The sequence below is a fragment of the Methylocella silvestris BL2 genome, assembly GCF_000021745.1.
Lineage (GTDB): Bacteria > Pseudomonadota > Alphaproteobacteria > Rhizobiales > Beijerinckiaceae > Methylocapsa > Methylocapsa silvestris.
Window position 1 is genome coordinate 2,777,972 of the sequence record NC_011666.1, and the last position, 16,480, is coordinate 2,794,451.

Annotated in this window: 17 protein-coding genes; 5 read left to right on the top strand and 12 right to left on the bottom strand. The window is 63.0% G+C overall.

Translation table 11 applies throughout. The features are described from left to right. Positions 1-211: 211 nt before the first annotated feature. Positions 212-2,443, top strand: a complete 2,232-nt coding sequence (locus tag MSIL_RS12960) for a hypothetical protein (RefSeq protein ID WP_148213089.1) — start codon at positions 212-214, stop codon at positions 2,441-2,443. Between the two features lie 97 nt (positions 2,444-2,540). Here MSIL_RS12960 and MSIL_RS12965 read toward each other — a convergent pair whose 3' ends face one another. After that, a complete protein-coding gene (locus MSIL_RS12965; protein WP_012591536.1) occupies positions 2,541-3,017 on the bottom strand; it encodes an SRPBCC family protein in 477 nt (158 codons plus the stop codon). Positions 3,018-3,116: 99 nt separating this feature from the next. Next, the gene (locus MSIL_RS12970; protein WP_012591537.1) at positions 3,117-3,590 is read right to left on the bottom strand and encodes an SRPBCC family protein; all 474 of its coding nucleotides are present in this window, start codon (positions 3,588-3,590) and stop codon (positions 3,117-3,119) included. A 201-nt stretch (positions 3,591-3,791) separates the two neighbouring features. Here MSIL_RS12970 and MSIL_RS12975 point away from each other — a divergent pair, with 201 nt between their 5' ends. Further along, complete coding sequence (locus tag MSIL_RS12975) at positions 3,792-4,262, top strand: type II toxin-antitoxin system RelE/ParE family toxin (protein WP_244406129.1); 471 nt, start codon at positions 3,792-3,794, stop codon at positions 4,260-4,262. Continuing rightward, positions 4,259-4,582: a helix-turn-helix domain-containing protein gene (locus MSIL_RS12980; protein WP_012591539.1), complete on the top strand. Its 324-nt coding sequence runs from the start codon at positions 4,259-4,261 to the stop codon at positions 4,580-4,582. Before MSIL_RS12975 ends, MSIL_RS12980 begins: the two co-directional genes overlap by 4 nt. On the opposite strand, the gene coaA is transcribed toward MSIL_RS12980, so the two are convergent. The 9 genes from coaA to hemN form a co-directional block, all read right to left on the bottom strand. Next, positions 4,579-5,541, bottom strand: a complete 963-nt coding sequence (gene coaA / locus MSIL_RS12985) for a type I pantothenate kinase (RefSeq protein WP_041369131.1) — start codon at positions 5,539-5,541, stop codon at positions 4,579-4,581. The two genes, MSIL_RS12980 and coaA, sit on opposite strands and share 4 nt — an antisense overlap. A 110-nt stretch (positions 5,542-5,651) precedes the next feature. Then, the gene (locus MSIL_RS12990; protein ID WP_012591541.1) at positions 5,652-5,990 is read right to left on the bottom strand and encodes a phosphoribosyl-ATP diphosphatase; all 339 of its coding nucleotides are present in this window, start codon (positions 5,988-5,990) and stop codon (positions 5,652-5,654) included. Between the two features lie 25 nt (positions 5,991-6,015). Beyond that, positions 6,016-6,786 carry an imidazole glycerol phosphate synthase subunit HisF gene (hisF, locus tag MSIL_RS12995; protein WP_012591542.1) on the bottom strand — a complete coding sequence of 257 codons (771 nt, stop codon included), beginning with the start codon at positions 6,784-6,786 and terminating at the stop codon, positions 6,016-6,018. 42 nt (positions 6,787-6,828) lie between these two features. Further along, entirely contained in the window at positions 6,829-8,484 is a 1,656-nt protein-coding gene (locus MSIL_RS13000) for a glycoside hydrolase 64/thaumatin family protein (protein ID WP_012591543.1), read from the bottom strand. A gap of 128 nt (positions 8,485-8,612) precedes the next feature. Next, positions 8,613-9,353: a 1-(5-phosphoribosyl)-5-[(5-phosphoribosylamino)methylideneamino]imidazole-4-carboxamide isomerase gene (hisA, locus tag MSIL_RS13005; protein ID WP_012591544.1), complete on the bottom strand. Its 741-nt coding sequence runs from the start codon at positions 9,351-9,353 to the stop codon at positions 8,613-8,615. Then, positions 9,350-10,000 (bottom strand): imidazole glycerol phosphate synthase subunit HisH, encoded by a 651-nt coding sequence (hisH, locus tag MSIL_RS13010; protein WP_012591545.1) that lies wholly within the window; start codon positions 9,998-10,000, stop codon positions 9,350-9,352. Before hisH ends, hisA begins: the two co-directional genes overlap by 4 nt. Next, complete coding sequence (locus tag MSIL_RS13015) at positions 9,997-10,473, bottom strand: DUF2628 domain-containing protein (protein ID WP_012591546.1); 477 nt, start codon at positions 10,471-10,473, stop codon at positions 9,997-9,999. The genes hisH and MSIL_RS13015 overlap by 4 nt, the downstream gene beginning before the upstream one ends. Before the next feature lie 232 nt (positions 10,474-10,705). Next, the gene (gene hisB / locus MSIL_RS13020; RefSeq protein WP_012591547.1) at positions 10,706-11,299 is read right to left on the bottom strand and encodes an imidazoleglycerol-phosphate dehydratase HisB; all 594 of its coding nucleotides are present in this window, start codon (positions 11,297-11,299) and stop codon (positions 10,706-10,708) included. Between the two features lie 72 nt (positions 11,300-11,371). Further along, entirely contained in the window at positions 11,372-12,727 is a 1,356-nt protein-coding gene (gene hemN, locus MSIL_RS13025; RefSeq protein ID WP_012591548.1) for an oxygen-independent coproporphyrinogen III oxidase, read from the bottom strand. A 127-nt stretch (positions 12,728-12,854) separates the two neighbouring features. Here hemN and MSIL_RS22185 point away from each other — a divergent pair, with 127 nt between their 5' ends. Further along, positions 12,855-15,185, top strand: a complete 2,331-nt coding sequence (locus MSIL_RS22185; protein WP_012591549.1) for a pentapeptide repeat-containing protein — start codon at positions 12,855-12,857, stop codon at positions 15,183-15,185. Positions 15,186-15,196: 11 nt separating this feature from the next. Here the strand turns inward: MSIL_RS22185 and MSIL_RS13035 are convergent, their stop codons facing one another. After that, entirely contained in the window at positions 15,197-15,574 is a 378-nt protein-coding gene (locus tag MSIL_RS13035) for a YybH family protein (RefSeq protein WP_012591550.1), read from the bottom strand. A gap of 324 nt (positions 15,575-15,898) precedes the next feature. Here MSIL_RS13035 and hslV point away from each other — a divergent pair, with 324 nt between their 5' ends. Then, positions 15,899-16,465 carry an ATP-dependent protease subunit HslV gene (gene hslV / locus MSIL_RS13040; RefSeq protein WP_012591551.1) on the top strand — a complete coding sequence of 189 codons (567 nt, stop codon included), beginning with the start codon at positions 15,899-15,901 and terminating at the stop codon, positions 16,463-16,465. Positions 16,466-16,480 lie beyond the last annotated feature (15 nt).

Below are 16,480 nucleotides of genomic sequence, written 5' to 3' on the forward strand. Positions count from 1 at the left end.
AGGGGCCCCCTACGACCATTGGCATAACGCTTGCACCATGCAAGTTGCGCTGAAACTTGTAGCTGATCAGTAGACGATCAGGCCGGGGAGAAAGCGCACTTTCTCGACTAATTCTCGCAAGGAATCCTTGATGATTTCCTCTACTCCCAAACGACGCGCCAGCACAGGCGCGGCGCCAACAGTGTTGCGTTCGTTTCTATCGCGTTCGCTTTTGACGACAACAGCGGGGCTTGCGCTTCTTTGTGCGACAGTCCCGCTCGCTGTCACCGCGCCGGCCTTCGCGGCCGAGGCGGTCGACCCGACCGCCATCGGCCCGCTCGCCGTCACCTATGGCGATTATAAACTTCCAGCAGTAGTCGACCCGCTGGTCGACGACACCGTGGCGACCGAACTGTGGGCGCGTGTCTACCGCCCGGTGAAAATCAGCGGAAAGCATAATTTCATCATCATGCTGCACGGCAATCACTCCACGTGCGGCCACATGGTTGACGGCAGAGCGGGTCGCGTCGACGACAGCTCGCAATACACCATCGACGGCACGTGCCCCGCAGGCTATGTTGTGGCCCCAAGCCATCTTGGCTACGCCTATGTCGCCGAACGGCTCGCCTCCTGGGGCTATATCGTCATCAGCCTGAACGTCAATCGCGGCATCAACGCCGCCTCGGGCACATCCGCGGATTCTGGCCTCAACATGCGTCGCGGCCGAATGGTGCTGCGCCATCTCCAGCAGCTGGCGAAATGGAACAACAGAGGTGGAGCGCCCAAGACCCTCGGCTTCAACATGATGGGCAAGCTCGACTTCGCCCATATTGGCCTCATGGGCCACTCGCGCGGCGGCGAAGGCGTGCTCGCCGCCTATAATCTCTACAACGATCCGGACAGCCCGTGGCCGAAGCTGATCGGTCCGAAGGCGCATTTCGACGCCATGTTCGAGCTCGCTCCGGTCGACGGGCAGACCAATCGCAGTTTCTACGCCTATAATGTCCCCTGGAGCGTGCTGCTGCCGATGTGCGACGGGGACGTCTCCAATCTCGCCGGCGTCAAGGTATTCGACCGCACGCTGCGAAGCCTCGGCGAGACCGTGCCCTATCCGAAGGCGAGCTACACGGTGTGGGGCACCAACCATAATTACTACAACACGGAATGGCAGACATCGGATTCAACAGGCTGCAACGGCGACGGCAACGTAGCGCTATTCGACCCCGCCCAGGCGGGATCGGCCAATCAGCGGACCGCCGGCCTTTACGCCATGATGGCGATGTTCCGCGGCCATCTCGGCAAGAAGCCGGACGCGAGCTTCGCCCAGCTTTTCAATCCGGACTACACGCTGCCTTTCCAGCTTTCGCGCATCACCACCATCACGCGCGGCTTCAGCAACTACGCTGTCGCACAACAGGCCTATCCGCTTTCGAGCACCGGCACGTTGAGCAACGCCACGGCGACTTATACCTCCCTCATCTCGCAGTTGTTGCCGAACCATGACCCGACCGTGGTGGCCGGCCTCGTGAACTGGCCGGCTGACCCGGCGAACCCGGCGACGAGCTATTTCCAGGCTTCCTGGAGCCCGACCGGACAGTTCATCACGAAGCAGTACAAGACGGTGGAAATGCGCGTCTCGCTGCAATGCGCCGACGGAACGGTGATCACCGCCAGCGGCTGTTCGATAGGCCCCAACGCCGCGAATGCGAACGGGACGACAGACTTCAACATCGCCGCCGTTCTGAGCGACGGAACGCTTTCGCAATCCGTGCCCCTTTCGAAATATGTCAGCGTTCGCGGACCGGTTGGCGGCCCGAGGACCAATCTGTTCCATCCGATCCTGCAGACGGTGCGGGTGCCGCTGGCCGATCTCGGCCTGCCGGCGGACGCCACGGTCAAGAAGGACTCGACCGGGCCGCTTCTGAAGGCGATAAGACTCACTTTCAACGCGCCCACCGCGCGTACGGGGGCGATTTATCTGACCGGCATTACCCTGACCGACCTCGTTGCGACGAAGGCGAGGGGATCCGCGCTGGTCGCCATGGAGAGCGAATCGATGGAGGAACCAGCTCCGCTAACGCCCGTCATGAACAATGGCGCTGTGATCACAGAGCCGCCGGCCGTCATCCTGCCCGCCGGCTCGGTATCCTCGGTAAGCTATACGCCGACGGTCACGAGCGCGTTCGCGCCCAAGACTCAGACGCCGCCGCCCGCGAAGAAAGTCCAGCTGACGCTGACGAGCCCTGTGCCCGTCGAAGTCAAGGACTCGCTTCTGACCCTCGACATCGGCGGCAAGACCTTTGTCGAAGGCGGCTATGGCCCGCATGGCGATCTCAAGACCGTCGTCTTCACGGTCGATCCGACGGACTTCGCCGCTTTGCCGGATCAGGCTCAGATCTTGTTGAAGAACGGCAGCACGCACCAAAGCTATGGCGCGTTGAAGAAGGGCCTTCTGAAGAAGTAACGTAAAAAAGCGCATCCGGGAGAAGCCTCGGATGCGCTTGTCGCCCTGAAGCAGGAAGGTAAACGCTCCTCCAACCAGCGGCGCCCTTCGCCGTTCTCTATTTCGCCTTGTCGGCGACGCCCTTCAGCCCCGCGTCATAGATTCCGGCGATCGAATCTTGCGCTTTGGCGTTGTCCGAGCCCCTGGCTTTCTTAAAAGTTCCCGTCCAGGTCAACAGAGAGCCGGAGCCCTTCGGTTTGACTTCGATCGTCGACCGATAGGCCGCGACCGGCAACGGGCTTTCGAGGATCGCATAGCTGTAGGCCATCGCCTTATCGTCGCGCTTGATCAACTCCTCGACGAGGACGCCGCCGTCCTTCAGGGTCAGCGTCCGGATCGGCCGCCCATTCTTGCTCGAAAGCTCGCATTTCGCGATCGCCGGATGCCAGTCGGCGATGCCGCAGAAATCGCCGACCGCCGCCCACACTTTTGCCGGGGCGGCGGGGATCTCCGTCGATTTCGTGACCGTGAGCGCCAGAGCAGGCGCGGCGGCGGCCGTCGCGAAACCGGCGGCGTAAAGCAGGGCTTTCGGCATAGGGGCTCCTCGGGACGCGGCCTCGCAGCGAGCCGCTTGAACCGAAGCGACTGTGACGCTGCCGCTTAAAAGATCAAGGGTTCGCGCGGGCGAGCGGCGCTATTTTGTTTTGTCCGCAATCCCTTTCAGCCCGGCTTCATAAATGCCGCCAATCACCTCTGCCGCCTTGTCGTCGTCGACGCCCTTGGCTTTGAACGTGCCCGCCCAGGTCACCTTGGAGCCGGACTCTGTCGGCTCGACTTCGATCGTCGAGACATAGTCCTCGACGGGAAGCGGGCTCTCGATGATGATGTAGCGATAGTTCAGATCGTCGTCGTCGCGATCTTGCAGCTGCTCAAAAATCGTTCCGCCGCCCTTGAGGGTGAGGGTGCGGAATTGAGCGCCGTCCTTCGTCGAAATCTCGCATTTCTCGATTGCGGGATGCCAATCCGCGATGCCGCAGAAATCACCGATCGCCGACCAGACTGTCGCGGCGGGCACGTTGATTTCGGCGGACCGCGACACGTCGACGGCGAGCGCGGGAATAGCGCCAGCCGCCGTGAGCGCGGCGGCGAGAATGAGCGTCTTGACCATTTTGCGTTTCCTCCGGTTCCGGCCACGTTGCGGGCCGGTTGAACCCGAGCGGAAATGTGACCAGAGCTCGACCGCGGTCAAGTCATAAAAGGGAGAGCGCTCATATCGGGGCGGCGGCCCGTCCAACACCACGAAGCCGATGCGAAGGCGTGGCCGACGAAATCTCTTGAACTATAATAGTGGCTATTATATATTGAATAGGTGGGCCCGTCGCAATCGGGCGCGCTTGTTTCTGCCGAAAAGGGCGAGAAGTCGTGGTTCAGCTATACAATCGGCTTCGAGCGCGACGCGGCAGAGACGAAAATGAAAGCTTACAGAACGAGATCATTTCAGCGCGAAGCAAAAAATGACGGAGTATCGGACGAGGATTGTGCTGAGGCGTTACGCAGAGCCGAAAGAGGCCTCATCGATGCCGATCTCGGCGGCTGTTTGATCAAGCAAAGAATTCCAAGGGGGAATCGTGGCGCGGCGAAGGGCTCTAGCGCAATAATCTTTTATAAACGGGAAGAGATCGCGGTGTACCTGCATATCTTTCCCAAAAGCGGCAAAGCCAATCTGACGAGATCGGAGTTGGAAGCCTATCGGGCGTTCGCTCAGGAGTTGGAAAAGCTGACCGCCGAAAAATTCGAGGAGCTTGTCGCCAAAAAAGGATGGAGAGAGTTACAAATATGACCCAAACGAAGCGCTATCGCAGCGATGCGTTCCGGTCGCTTCATGAAGCGGCAGAAGATCTTCACGACGTTGGCGTGATCGATAAAGCGACGATGCGGAGCTTCGATCTGAGCTGCCTGACGCCGGCGGAGCCTCTCGCTCCTGAAGCGATCAAGAAAATTCGTGAGAATTCGCATATGAGTCAGGCGACCTTCGCTTTGGCGCTCAATGTGAGTACGATTCTCATCAGTAAGTGGGAACGCGGCGAGGTGCGGCCGAGCGGGCCTTCGCTCAAGCTGCTTGCCCTTGCCGCTAAAAAGGGAATTGAGGCTATTCTCTAAAGCTTCCGCAGCTCGACTTCCTCGATGCTGTGGTTCGGCCCCTTGGTCAGCACCAGATTGGCGCGGGCGCGGGTCGGCAGCAGATTTTCGCGCAGGTTGCGCAGATTGATCTCGCGCCAGATGGTTCGCGCCGTCGCCTCCGCGTCTTCATTGGAAAGATCGGCGTATTTGCGAAAGTAGGACTGCGGATCGCGGAACGAGGTCTGCCGCAGCCGCATGAAGCGCTCGACGAACCAGAGTTCGAGATCGGTTTCCTCGGCATGGAGATAGATCGAGAAATCGAAGAAATCCGAGACGAAAGGCAGTCCGCGCCCATCCTTGGCGGCGCGATTGGGCAACAGCACGTTCAGCCCCTCGACGATCAGAATGTCCGGCCGGTCGACGACAATGCTTTCGCCCGGCAAGACGTCATAGGTCAGATGCGAATAGACCGGCGCGCTGACGTGCCGCCGCCCCGCCTTGACGTCGGAGAGGAAGCGCAACAGAGCGGTTCCGTCGTAGCTTTCCGGAAAGCCCTTCTTCGTCATCAGCCCTTCGCTGACCAAAACGGCGTTTGGATGCAGGAAGCCGTCCGTCGTGACGAGATCGACCTTTGGCGTGTTCGGCCAGCGCGACAGCAGGGCCTGCATGACGCGCGAGAGCGTCGATTTTCCCGCGGAAACGGAGCCCGCGACGCCGATGATATAGGGCGTCTTGCCGCCTTCTGCGCCGAGAAAGCGCTGCGTCGCCTTATAAAGCCCCTGCGTCGCGGCGACGTAGAGGGCGAGCAGGCGGGACAGCGGGAGATAGATGGCGACGACCTCGTCGAGCGAAATCGGATCGTTGAGGCTTTTCAGCCGCGACAGATCCTCGCGCGTCAGAGTCAGCGGCGTATCGGCGCGCAGAGCCGCCCATTCCTCGCGGCTGAAGCGATGATAGGGGGAAAGAACGCCGGCGGAGTCCGTGGCGCGCTGGTCCATGGCGTGGCCCTCCGGTCGATTCAAGGAAAGCGGCGGCGCATCGTCGAGCAAATCCAGCGGTTTGCCCGACAAGGCCGCGGCGGGCCGGCTGGTCAATCCGGCGGGCGCCGTCATCGCGCCGCGCTCTTTGCGCCGGGGCGCGCCGCCTTCTCCTCATGCCCCGACTGGCTGGTCCGGCGCTCGAGCTCGGCCAGCGCCTCGTCGAGGGTCACGCCGCGTGAGGCGAGCAGGACAAGCAGATGATAGAGCACGTCGGCCGCCTCGGAGACGATCTCCGGGCGCTTGCCTTCGACCGCGGCGATGACGAGCTCGACCGCCTCCTCGCCGAATTTCTTCGCGGCGCGGCCGGGGCCGGCCTCAAGCAGCGATTTGGTGTAGGACGAAGACGCCGTGGATTGCGCCCGGGCGGAGATGATCGCGGCAAGGTCATCAAGGCTGAACGAATGCATCCATCTGTTCCGGCGCCGGAAAGCGTTACACTATTCCATCCAGCCGCATCCGCAATCCGCAATTGGCCATATGGAGCTTGGCTTCGGCGATGGTGAATTCACCGAAATGGAAGATCGACGCCGCCAGCACCGCGCTCGCGCCGCCGTCGCGCACGCCCTCGACAAGATGATCCAAGGTCCCGACGCCGCCCGAGGCGATGACCGGCACGTTGACGGCGTCCGTCACCGCCTTGGTCAAGGGGATGTCGAAACCGGTTTTGGCGCCGTCGCGGTCCATCGAAGTCAGCAGGATCTCGCCGGCGCCGAGCGCGACGACTTCCCGCGCATAGTCCACGGCGTCAAGGCCTGTCGGCTTGCGTCCGCCATGGGTAAAAATCTCCCAGCGGCCCGGCCTGACCTGTTTGGCGTCGATCGCCACGACGACGCATTGGCTGCCGAATTTTTCCGCCGCCTCGCGGACAAAATCGCGGTTCGCCACCGCCGCCGTCATGATCGAGGCTTTGTCCGCGCCGGCGAGCAGCAGCGCGCGGATGTCGTCCAGCGTGCGAACGCCGCCGCCGACGGTCAGCGGCATGAAGCAGGCCTCCGCCGTGCGGCGCACGACGTCGAGCAGGATCGGGCGATCGTCCGAACTCGCGGTAATGTCGAGGAAGCAGAGCTCGTCGGCGCCGGCGGCGTCATAGCGAATAGCGGCTTCGACCGGATCGCCGGCGTCGGTGAGATCGACGAAATTGACGCCCTTGACGACGCGGCCGTCCTTGACGTCGAGGCAGGGGATGATGCGGGATTTAAGCATGGGTCACGTCTTGATTGGATCTCCTGCCGCCAGTTCCGCGATTCAGCGGGGAACGCGCGTCACGCCGCCCGGCCTCCACCGACATATGACGCCTTCGTTCCCCGCGCCAGTCGGCGCAAGGTTGCAGGCCCATGGAACCGGCGGCGCCGGGGGCGGCGATTGCGGGTGCGCGACTGCGAAAACCGCCTTATTTTTGTTCACCGAGATGTCGCAGGGCTTCGTGCCGCTGTTCGGGCCGCCATATTGCGCCGAGTAGCCATAAATCGCGGGAAGCGTGTTGCAGACCGGAATTGGCCCGGCGGGCGTGATCGGCACGCTCGTGCCGCCCGGCGCGAAGACGACGCGATAAAGAGATGCGTTGCCGGCATAGGTCTGCGGATCGTTCGGCCAGGTGTAGGCCTTGTTCAACACGCCGTGGATCGTGTCGTCGCCGATACAGGCGGCGGGATCGGCCGCGACGTCGGTGCAATGGCCGAATGGCGGTTGCGTCGAGTAATATTTCTGATTGTTCTTGGGATCGACGTAGCCATAGGGGAAGGTGCAAATGTTCGACGGACAGGTCTGTTGCTTGATGAAGGCGCGGCCCTGGCAGGTGTGATCAAGCGCCGAGCCCGGATTGTTCCAGCACCCGCCGCCTTCCGGACAGTCCTGATCCTTCTGGCAGGCCATGCCATATTTCGTGGAGTCGGCGAGGCAGAATGACTTCCAGCGGTAACATGTCGAATTATGGTTAGAATCGTCGCAAGACTGGTCCGGCGTCGTCGGGAAGGCGTAGCGTCCGCAGTTCGAAAAACAGGCGACCGTGGCGTCGCCGCCGACCGGCTTGCCCTTGTTGTTGATGATGACAAAGCCATAAATTCCGCTCGTCAGGTCTGACCGCAGCAGGCGGAAAGCCGGGATGCAAAGGTTGTCCGCCCTTAAATCCATGCCGTGCTGGGTCAGGGGATAGTTTTCAGCGAGCCACTGAATATCGTGGCCGCCCTGCGCGTCAAAGGGATCGACGCTCGTTCCGCCGACCGGCTGAATGTCCATGGTCAGATTGACGCCGTCGACCGCGCTGATGTCGGGCGAATCCTTGAAATAGCTGATCGTCCCGTCCGGGCTTGTGACGTGTTGATAGAAGGTCCATTCCGACACGGTCGTGCCGACTGAGGCTCCGAGCTTGGCCTTGCTGCAATCGTAGACGCCGGCGCAGCCGCCGGTTTCGCATTGGGCTCTGTCGCTTGAGATATCGTAGCGGCACCCGGTGCGCGTCCAGAGCCTTGGGCCGGTTGCGCCCGCTCCGATCGTCGCCTCCCATTCAAGCGGAATGTCGATTGTCAGGACGTTGAGGTTATTGGCGGCGCCGAACGGCTTCATGACCCAGGTTTTTTCGCGGGGAAACACGGACGTGAGCGGAGCGCCCGGCTTGCCTGCCGCGTTGGCCGCGCCGAGGAGGGTCTGATTGGAGCAGTTGACGAGTTGCACCACACGATGCGAGGGCGCAAACGGCGTCGGCGATGGAAGCTGCGCGAGGCAGCGATCAACGGCAGACCGCGCCTGCGGTGACTGGACCTCGGCGGCGATTGCCGCGCCGCCGAAGCGCGGCGATACGATGGCCCACCAACATAAACACAGGAACGGGGTCAGCATCACCGTAAAAAAAATGCGCGTTCCCCAGCCACGCGGCTTTGGCCGTTGAAAAGCGGCAAAATCCATATGTCCCCCCTGATCGCTTTTTTCTAAAGGATTGTGAGCAATATTGCTGCGCTTAGCGCGACTGACAAGCTAAAGATCAAAGGCTTGCAAGGGACGGCGCCGCGGCGAATCGGCCGCAAGACACGTGCTTAGGCCGCGGTTTTGGCCCGCGCGATCAGCTCCAGCGCTGCGGCTGGATCAAGCCGACCGTCATAGAGCGCGCGGCCGGTGATCGCGCCTTCGAGTTTTGCGCAGTCCGGCTGCAACAGCCGCTCGACATCCGCGAGCGAGGCGAGGCCGCCCGAGGCGATCACGGGGATTTTCAGCGCCCCGGCAAGCGCCAGCGTTCCCTCGATATTGAGGCCGGTCAGAAGGCCGTCGCGCGAAATATCGGTATAGATGATGGCGGCGACGCCGGCGTCCTCGAACCGCCGGCCGAGCTCTTCCGCGGTAATGTCGGAGGTTTCCGCCCAGCCTTCGACGGCGACGCGCCCGTCGCGCGCGTCGATCCCGACCGCAATCTTGCCCGGATGCAGCCTTGCAGCCTTGCGCGTAAATTCGGGGTCGCGCAGGGCCGCCGTGCCGATGATGATGCGCGAAACGCCCTTTTCGAGCCAGGCCTCGACGGTCGCAAGGTTGCGCACGCCGCCGCCGAGCTGCACGGGAATTTTGACGCGCGCGAGCACGGCCTCGACGGCGGCGGCGTTCTGCGGCTTGCCGGCGAAGGCGCCGTCGAGATCGACCATATGCAGATAGGAAAAGCCCTGCCGCTCGAATCGCTCGGCCTGCGCCGCCGGGTCGTCGCCAAAAACAGTCGCCTGCGCCATGTCGCCCTGCACAAGACGAACGCAGCGGCCGCCCTTGAGGTCGATCGCCGGAAACAGGATCATGGCCGCCACCTCAGGAAATTGGCGATCAGCGCAAGGCCGAGGCTCTGGCTTTTTTCCGGATGGAATTGCGAGCCCAAAATATTGTCGCGCCCGATCAGCGCCGCGACTTTTCCGCCATAGTCGGTCGAGGCGATGACGCTTGCCGCCTGCGCCGGCCGGAATTCATAGGAATGCACGAAATAGGCGTGCAGCCCGTTCTCTCCGGTCGGGATGTCCCGCAGCGCCGGATGCTCGCGGGCGGGAAGCAGCGTGTTCCAGCCCATGTGCGGAATGCGCAAGGACGCGTCGCCCGGCGCCATCGCGTCGACCTCGCCCTCGATCCAGCCAAGGCCCGCCGTTTCGCCATGTTCGAGGCCGCGCGTCGCCAGGAGCTGCATGCCGACGCAGATGCCGAAGAAGGGCCGGCCTTTTTTCAGCACGGCTTCGTTCAGCGCCTCGACCATGCCGGAGATCTCATCGAGGCCGCGCCGGCAATCGGCGAAGGCGCCGACGCCCGGCAGCACGATCTGGTCGGCGCGCGAAATCTCGCCGGGATCCGGCGTGACGCGGATCGACGCCGTAATCCCCGCCTCGCGCGCGGCGCGCTCGAACGCCTTATGGGCGGAATGGAGATTGCCCGAGCCGTAATCGACGATGGCGATTTTCAACGTCCGGCGCCTCGCCGGTCGGGCTCCGGCATGCTGCCGATCACCCCGGCGGCGGATCTTGCCGGCCCCGGCGCGGCGGCGGCGGCCGTCGCGGCTTCAGCGCTCGGGCCGATCTCGCGATAAAACGCCATCTCCGCTTCTTCGAGCCGCGGCGCTGCGACGATCTCGGCAAGATCATAGCCTTGCCGCCAGAGGCGCCGCTCGATGAGGCGGTTGGCTTCGAGCCCGAGCCAGAAATGCATCAGGAAGAAGATAAACAGCACAGCGCCGGCCGAGAGCGTTGCGGCCGCAAAGAGGCCGATCACAACCAGCGCGGCGACAAGCCAGAGGGCGGCCGCGAGGAAAAAACCGCGCCAGACCAGGAACAGCGGGCCGAACAGAAAGGCCGAGCCGGAAAATCCCTCCCGCACGAAAGCCGCGTCCGCGGCCGCGCTCGCGCCTCCAACCGGCAGATGCACCGAATAGACGGCCATAGGCAGTGTTCCTTGCTAGGTCGCCTCGTCCTTCGAGACGCGAGCTTTGCGCGCGCCCCGGGATGAGGCGGGGTACATTGTTTCAGCATCCGCTGATCCAAAAAGCCTTCAGCTTTTCGGGCAGATGCTCTGGAGCACGATGCGTTCATACTGAATCGCATCATGCCCTCTAAGCTTTTGTTTCAACGCATGATCTTGGTCGAAAAAGTCTGCAACTTTTTCGGATCATGCTCTAGCCGGCGAGCGATCCCTTGGTCGAGGGGATGGCGCCTTTCTGGCGCGGATCCACCTCTATCGCAAGGCGCAGCGCCCGCGCGAGCGCCTTGAAGCATGATTCGGCAATATGGTGCGCGTTCTCGCCATACAAAGTCTCGATATGGACGGTGAGCCCGGCGTTCATGACGAAGGCCTGAAAGAATTCGCGCACCAGCTCCGTGTCGAACTCGCCGATCTTCGCGCGCCGGAACTCGGTCTTGAACACGAGGAACGGCCGGCCCGACACGTCGATCGCCGCCCGCGTCAGCGTCTCGTCCATCGGCAGCAGCGCGTTCGCGTAGCGTGCGATCCCGGCGCGGTCGCCAAGCGCCTGCCGCAGAGCCTGCCCCAGCGCGATGCCGGTATCTTCGACCGTGTGGTGCTGGTCGATATGCAGATCGCCCGTCGCCGCCACGGAAATGTCGATCAGGGAATGGCGCGCCAGCTGCTCCAGCATATGGTCGAAAAACCCGACGCCGGTCGAGACGGTCGCGGCTCCCGTCCCGTCGAGATCGACCGATACGGCGATCTCGGTTTCCTTGGTCTTGCGGGATATGGTTGCGGCGCGCATTTTTTCGGGCTCGGTCTCTTGGGAGCAAGCCGCGTCTCTAGCAAGCCGCAGGCGAATTGGCTAGGTTCGCGATCAGATCGCCAGCGAATGGCGGGCGCTCCCGCCGGGCGCGAGATAGGCGTCGAAGCGCGCGCAAATGTGGCGCACGAAGGGTTTTCCGCGCTCCGTCAGCCGGAAGCCGTCCGGCGCCCGCTCCACAAAGCCTTCGGCGTCGTCGCGGACAATCGCCTCGGCCTCGCGCAGGATCGGCTCCGCCGCGGCGCCAAAGCGCCTCTCAAGATCACCGGCTTCGAGCGAAAAGTCGCACATCAGCCGTTCGATGACATAGGCGCGCAGGCGATCATCCGGCGTCAGCGCGAAGCCGCGCACGGTCGCAAGCCCCTGCGCCTCGACGAGCGCGGCGTAGACGCCGACGGTCGGCGCGTTCTGCGCGAAGCCTTGCGGCAGCCGCCCGATCGCCGACGCGCCAAACCCGATCAGGGTCTCGCAGCCGTCCGCCGTATAGCCCTGAAAATTGCGGTTGAGCTTCCCGGCGGCGAGGCTGTCGCTCGGTTTGGCGAAATGATCGATGCCGAGGGCGACATAGCCCGCCCGGCGCAACCCGTCCGCCGCCGCCCGCGCCTGCGCAAAGCGTTCGAGCGGAGGCGGCAGGGCCGCCTCGTCGATCAGCCGCTGGTTGCGCATCCGGTGCGGCAGATGCGCATAGCCAAACAGCGCGATGCGGTCGGGCGACAGGCTCAAGACCTGATCGACCGTGCGGGACAGGCTCGCGACGCTTTGGCGCGGCAGACCATAGACGAGATCGATATTGACCGAGCCGACGCCTCTGGCGCGGAACAGATCGACCGCCTCCTTGGTCGCGGCGAAGCTCTGGATGCGGCCGATCGCCTCCTGCACGTCTTCGTCAAAGTCCTGCACGCCGAGCGAGACGCGCGTGACGCCGGCGCGGACGAAAGCCGACGCCTTCTGCCCGCTCATCAGGCGCGGATCGATCTCGACGGCGAATTCCGCGCCGGGCTCTATCGCAAAACAGCGGTTTAGCGCGCCGGTGAGACGTTCGATATCGGCGGGCGACAGGATATCGGGCGAACCGCCGCCCCAATGCAGATGGTCAAGGCGCATCTTGCCCGGCAACGCCGCGGCGGCCGCGTCGATTTCGGCCAAAAGCGTATCGACATAAGCGGCGACCGGCTCATAGCGCCGCGTCGCCTTGGTCGAACAGCCGCAATACCAGCAAAGATCCGTGCAGAAGGGGATGTGCAGATAGGCCGAAACCGGCTCGCCGGGCGCCAGCGCGGCGAGCCATCCACGATAGACATCCTGATCGACGCCCGCGTGAAAATGATTGGCGGTCGGGTAGCTGGTGTAGCGCGGCAGAGCGGTCGCATGGCGCGCGACGACGTCCGGCGCAATCGGATCATGGGTCATGGCCGCGAAATCCTTCTAGCTTACGCGGGATAACGCCGCCTGCGGCGGGGCGCCATGTGCAGGATCAACCCCGCGTTGACCGGCATTTGGCTGCAGCCTAGGCTTCGGTGCGGAGCAGGCCGGAATCATGGCGGACAGCGACAGGGAGGCCGAGAAGAAGGAGCTCGAGGCGCTGACCGCCGCGCTCAATCGCTCGGCCGAGCGCGTTCAGACGCTATGGCTGAGCTTTATCGTCTTCATGCTCTATCTCGCCATCGCCGCCGGTACGACGACGCATCGCATGCTGTTTCGGGGCGATCCGCTAAAACTGCCAGTGCTCAATATCGATCTGCCTTTGCTCGGCTTTTATACGCTGGCGCCAGTTCTGCTTGTTATATTTCAATTCTACGTGCTGCTTAATCTGATGCTGCTTGCCCGCACCGCTTCGTCGTTCGAGGCGGTGTTGCCGAAGGTCTTTCCACCGGCGATGCCGGGAAATGACAAATTTCGCATGCGCATTGAGAATGCGCTGTTCGCGCAACTTGTCGCGGGCGCGAAACTTGAGCGGCTAGGGCGCAACGCTTGGCTGCTCGGCTTTATGAGCTTCCTCACCGTAGCCGTCGCGCCAGCGGCGGCGCTGTTGCTGATCGAAATCCGGTTCCTGCCGTACCACCATGACGCCATCACATGGCTGCATCGCGGCTTGCTGTTGCTGTCGCTTGGCCTGTCCATCACGTTCTGGCCCGCCTATCGAAACGGTTTCGGCGAGCGCTGGGGTCCGGCGAGCGCGGTGGGATGGGCGGTTGGAGTGGCGGCGGCGAGCGTCGTGATGGCCTATGCGTCGCTCGTCGCAAATTTTCCGGGCGAGAAGCTCTACGCATGGACCGAGCCGACGCGACTGTGGCTCGGCGTCTATGAGGCGAGCTTCAGGACCATGAAGTGGCCCGAGTTCGCAGCGGCAGAGGAGAAAAGGAAAAAAGATAGATTTGGCATCGTCGCGCCATTCTTGGCTGCGCTCTGGCCAGCGAGCGCGTTGAGCCTGCGCAACGAGGATCTGATCGATGACTCGCGGCGCAAGCAGATCGCAGACCGTCGCACGACTAATGGCGAAGCGCATGAACCGAGCGCTGACGGGAGCGGCGCGGGAAAAAACTCGGCAGGCCAGACAAAATGGATCGAAAGCATAAATCTGCGCGACCGCAATCTCATTGCGGCCGATCTGACCAATGCCGATGTGGAGCAGGCCGAGTTTTCCGGGGCCGATCTTTCTCGCTCATTGCTGTTGAGGACATGGACGCCAAGGGCACATTTCGCAAACAGCGATACTAAGCCGGCGCAGCTAAAGGGCGCATCGCTCGCTGGGGCGCAGCTGCAGGGAGCGTCGCTCGATCGAGCGCTGCTGCAGGGAGCCGCGCTCAAAGAGGCGCAGCTGCAAGGCGCGTCGCTCGTTTTGGCGAATTTGCAAGGTGCGTCGCTCATTAACGCGCAGCTGCAGGGAGCATCGCTCGGGGTGGCGCAGCTGCAAGGCGCATCGCTCGTTAGGGCGCAGCTGCAGGGCGCGTCGCTCGACTGGGCACAGTTGCAGGGCGCGTCGCTCGCTGGGGCGCAGCTGCAGGGAGCGTCGCTCGATAGGGCGGAGCTGCAGGGCGCGTCGCTCGACTGGGCACAGTTGCAGGGCGCGTCGCTCTACCAGGCGCAGCTGCAGGGCGCGTCGCTCGATTGGGCGCATTTGCAGGGCGCCTCGCTCGAATGGGCACAGTTGCAGGGCGCGTCGCTCGCTGGGGCGCGGCTGCAGGGCGCGTTGCTCGATAGAGCAGGGCTGCAGGGCTCGTTGCTCGATGGGACGCAGCTGCAGGGCGCGTCGCTCGATAGGGCGCAGCTGCGGGGCGCGTCGCTCTCTGGTGCTCTGACTTGGCGTGCGGATGTGCTTAACGCAAACGCCGGAGGAGCCCTAATCGCTTTGCCATTCTCGGGCCAATTTTTCGATTGCGAGAATATTCGGTTACAGATCCGGCGTCTCTATCGAATATGCACAAAAGGTGAGAAAGACTTCAAATCCTTTATGCGAGTTTTCGACGCCGTCCCCGAGGGTGGCCTCAAAAAAAAGGCGACCCTGCGCCTCACGAAAAGCCTGAAGGTCGAAGCTTTTCCGGACCAGGCACCGATCGTTAGAAAAATCGCCGCGCGCTGGACCGCGCTTGCAAAAACGCCGCTTCCGCCAGCGGATCTTCTGCAAGAATGGCCTGACATCGCCTGCGAAGAAATCGGCGCGCCCTATGTCGCGCGGGCGCTGCTCGGACGTCTGAGGGATTATCGTTTCAAGACCGAAGCCGCCGCTAAAGCCGCTAGGGCCGATTTTTCCAGCGGTCTGCTCCGCAAGGCATACTGCCTCGGCGCTAAGGGCCTGACCGACGCTGAAAAAGCCGAGCTCCAATCCTTCATCGACGCCGCGAAGGTCCCAGCGTCGTCCGCGCCTTGACTCCCGCGGAGTCAAATCTCCCCCATGACATTCGAATCGCGGGCGACGCGCCAGCGGCCCTCGTCCTTGCGCAGGATGGTCAGCGTGTGGCCCCGCATACGCTTTTCTGCGCCGCCGGGCGGGGTCATCGTCACCCTGACTGCGTTTCGCATAAAAGCCCAATCGCCCAGAACCTTGATTTCGGCGATCTCATAGGAGCCGTCGACCGCGACGCCGCGCAGGAACTGCAGTCCCGCGGCGAAGGCGTTTTTGCCGAAGGGCGGCTGGCCGGTGACGCTGAAAATGGCGTCCTCCGCGATGAGGTCGAGGATTTTGACAAAATCCCCGGACTTGCTGGCGGAAAACCAGCTTTCCACCAGATCGCGGATTTGGCGTTCGTCTTCGTGCATGGCGTTTTCCTGCAGGCGGTCTTGCCAGTCTATTCTAACGCTCTGCGGCCGACACGTCCGCGCGCAAATCTCTTCCCTCCCCTTGTCGCTGCGCCGCCGATAACCTAGTTGGGAGTTGGAGACTGTTTGAGAATTCGCTTCCTCTGAAAGCCCTCATGATGAGGAGATCGCGCAGCGGTCGTCTCGTCCTTCGACGGGCTCAGGACACGAGGGCGTGTCCTGGACCCATCCTTCGAGACGCCATTTCTTGCGAAATGGCTCCTCAGGATGAGGGGGTGCGGGTTCTTAAACAGTCTCTTGGCACCCTCCCGCCCTGGAAAACCCTTGACCGCTTCCGATTTCCCCGTCTGGCACGGCACGACCATCGTCCTCGTCAAGAAAGACGGGCGCACCGTCATCGGCGGCGACGGGCAGGTGTCGATCGGCCAGACCATCGTCAAGGGCAACGCCAAAAAGGTGCGCCGGCTCGCCAAGGGCGAGGTCATTGGCGGCTTCGCCGGGGCGACGGCCGACGCTTTCACTTTGTTCGAACGGCTCGAGGCCAAGCTCGAACAATATCCCGGCCAGCTGATGCGCGCCTGCGTCGAGCTCGCCAAGGATTGGCGCACCGACCGCTATTTGCGCCGGCTCGAGGCGATGATGCTCGTCGCCGACGCCAAGGCCGCGCTGGTCCTGACCGGCAATGGCGACGTTTTGGAGCCCGAAGCGACCGAGCGCGGCTCGGTCATGGGCATCGGCTCCGGCGGAAATTACGCGCTCGCCGCGGCGCGGGCGCTGCTCGACACCGACCGGGACGCCGCGGCGATCGCCCGGCGCGCGCTCGAAATCGCCTCGGAAATCTGCGTTTATACCAACCGAAGCGTGGTGATCGAGGAGATCGCCTCGAATTAGGGCCGCCGCGCCCCG

What these genes read in the sequence shown, in the direction of transcription:
- MSIL_RS12965 (WP_012591536.1), bottom strand. Translation starts at nt 3,017, where the DNA reads ATGCCGAAAGCCCTGCTTTACGCCGCCGGTTTCGCGACGGCCGCCGCC.
- MSIL_RS12970 (WP_012591537.1), bottom strand. Translation starts at nt 3,590, where the DNA reads ATGGTCAAGACGCTCATTCTCGCCGCCGCGCTCACGGCGGCTGGCGCT.
- MSIL_RS12980 (WP_012591539.1), top strand. Translation starts at nt 4,259, where the DNA reads ATGACCCAAACGAAGCGCTATCGCAGCGATGCGTTCCGGTCGCTTCAT.
- coaA (WP_041369131.1), bottom strand. Translation starts at nt 5,541, where the DNA reads ATGGACCAGCGCGCCACGGACTCCGCCGGCGTTCTTTCCCCCTATCAT.
- MSIL_RS12990 (WP_012591541.1), bottom strand. Translation starts at nt 5,990, where the DNA reads ATGCATTCGTTCAGCCTTGATGACCTTGCCGCGATCATCTCCGCCCGG.
- hisF (WP_012591542.1), bottom strand. Translation starts at nt 6,786, where the DNA reads ATGCTTAAATCCCGCATCATCCCCTGCCTCGACGTCAAGGACGGCCGC.
- MSIL_RS13000 (WP_012591543.1), bottom strand. Translation starts at nt 8,484, where the DNA reads ATGGATTTTGCCGCTTTTCAACGGCCAAAGCCGCGTGGCTGGGGAACG.
- hisA (WP_012591544.1), bottom strand. Translation starts at nt 9,353, where the DNA reads ATGATCCTGTTTCCGGCGATCGACCTCAAGGGCGGCCGCTGCGTTCGT.
- MSIL_RS13015 (WP_012591546.1), bottom strand. Translation starts at nt 10,473, where the DNA reads ATGGCCGTCTATTCGGTGCATCTGCCGGTTGGAGGCGCGAGCGCGGCC.
- hisB (WP_012591547.1), bottom strand. Translation starts at nt 11,299, where the DNA reads ATGCGCGCCGCAACCATATCCCGCAAGACCAAGGAAACCGAGATCGCC.
- hemN (WP_012591548.1), bottom strand. Translation starts at nt 12,727, where the DNA reads ATGACCCATGATCCGATTGCGCCGGACGTCGTCGCGCGCCATGCGACC.
- MSIL_RS22185 (WP_012591549.1), top strand. Translation starts at nt 12,855, where the DNA reads ATGGCGGACAGCGACAGGGAGGCCGAGAAGAAGGAGCTCGAGGCGCTG.
- MSIL_RS13035 (WP_012591550.1), bottom strand. Translation starts at nt 15,574, where the DNA reads ATGCACGAAGACGAACGCCAAATCCGCGATCTGGTGGAAAGCTGGTTT.